This window comes from Vibrio sp. Vb0598, from assembly GCF_033338935.1.
Lineage (GTDB): Bacteria > Pseudomonadota > Gammaproteobacteria > Enterobacterales > Vibrionaceae > Vibrio > Vibrio alginolyticus.
This window is the reverse complement of record NZ_JAWOTP010000100.1, coordinates 1-1510: the sequence shown is the minus strand read 5'-3', so window position 1 is coordinate 1510 and position 1510 is coordinate 1. Positions and strand designations below refer to the sequence as shown.

Annotated in this window: 2 protein-coding genes; both read right to left on the bottom strand. The window is 46.3% G+C overall.

What is annotated here, in order from left to right; genetic code table 11:
• Positions 1-829 (bottom strand): transporter substrate-binding domain-containing protein (locus tag R7Q38_RS23220; protein WP_318114438.1); only part of this gene is annotated, 829 nt, incomplete at its 3' end.
• Between the two features lie 63 nt (positions 830-892).
• A partial coding sequence (locus R7Q38_RS23215; protein ID WP_318114437.1) for an aminotransferase class V-fold PLP-dependent enzyme occupies positions 893-1510 on the bottom strand: 618 nt, incomplete at its 5' end.

Below are 1510 nucleotides of genomic sequence, written 5' to 3'. Positions count from 1 at the left end.
TAGAATCTAAATAACGATCAAACGCTTCGCGTAATTCCGGTGAATTTTTACGGAACGCAACAGCCATTTTTTGATTTTCAGAAACAGGGCCAATGACTTTTATTTCTCCCGGCCATTTTTCTAAAGCAATTAATGTGTCTGCTACATCCAATAAGGTACTTTCAGCATCATTTTTCATGATGGCAGGTACCATTTCGTTTAGGAGTCGTTTGCCATCGGGCAAAATCACTTTGGCCCCCGTGTCGTACAAGTCGTAAAGGTTTGGGTCTAGGCACGAATGCTCTAGCGCCAACACTTCTCGTCCATCGATCAACTCTTTCACTGTCTTGACGTCTTCGTCGATCGACCCACTTGGCTTAATTGGACTTAAACTTGAATCGGTACGAGAAACAAGCCATACCGCCGATGGGAAGTAGTCCTGAGAAAAGTCCAATACCTCTTCCCGCCAATCCAAAATCGTCACGCCATTGGCGATCAGATCACCCTCAATTGGCACACTGCCACCCACTACTGCGCGGTTGTGTCGGTATTGAACATCTTGACCTGTCAGCTTACCGACCATGTCACTCCACTGAGCCGGTACGTACTCATATCGCACACCTAACGAGCTCGCAAATCCTTTTACGATATCGACATCTAATCCTGTCAGCGTGTGCATTTCACCTTGCTCGATGTAAGAAACAAAATAGGCATAAGGCACACCGATATGACGAAGCACACCACGCTCACGGATTTCTTTAAGGTCATTAGACCAAGCCGAAGAAGACATCACGGACGCGGCCAAAATCGCCACTGCAGTGATGGTTCGTTTAAGTGTTTTGACTGACATTGTGTATATCCTTCCCTTCAACAAAGCGCCCATAAATGGGCGCTTGAGTGATAAACAACGACGTTAGAACGAGTAGTACAGATCAGCAATCGCTTCGACCAATCCTTCTACATCTCGCTCATCATGGAACAAGTGTGTAGAGATACGAAGCGCGTACGTGTCGTGTCCATCATCTTTGTACAGCTTGAAGTTCGTTGTACGGATGATGTAGCCATATTCTTCACGCAGACGGTCACGGAACTCAGTCAGGATTTCTTCGTTCGTCACATCATAAAATGGGTTGAACGTCGTTAATCCACTCGTCAGCCCTTCCACATTTGGCGAGAACATTTTCGCATGTGGCAGCACGTCTTGGAGTGAGGTTTTACATTGGTCACTCAACGTTAGAATGCGGTCTTGGATTCGGTCACGACCAATCTCATCCCACATTTTACAGCTATCAGCCAGAGCTTGTTTAGCTGGGTAGTTGTCGTTACCAATGTACTGCATTTGGATTTGCTTACCTAAGTAATCCGCATGAGAAAGCGACGAGTTTATCAACCACAATGGATTTTCACGGTCGCTCCAGTATTCGTTCAAACGATTACCGTTGTCGCGCACGTATAAAATGCCTGTTGCGCCCGGGCCACACTGCCATTTATGGCCAGAACCAGAGTAGAAATCACAATCCAGATCATGTAG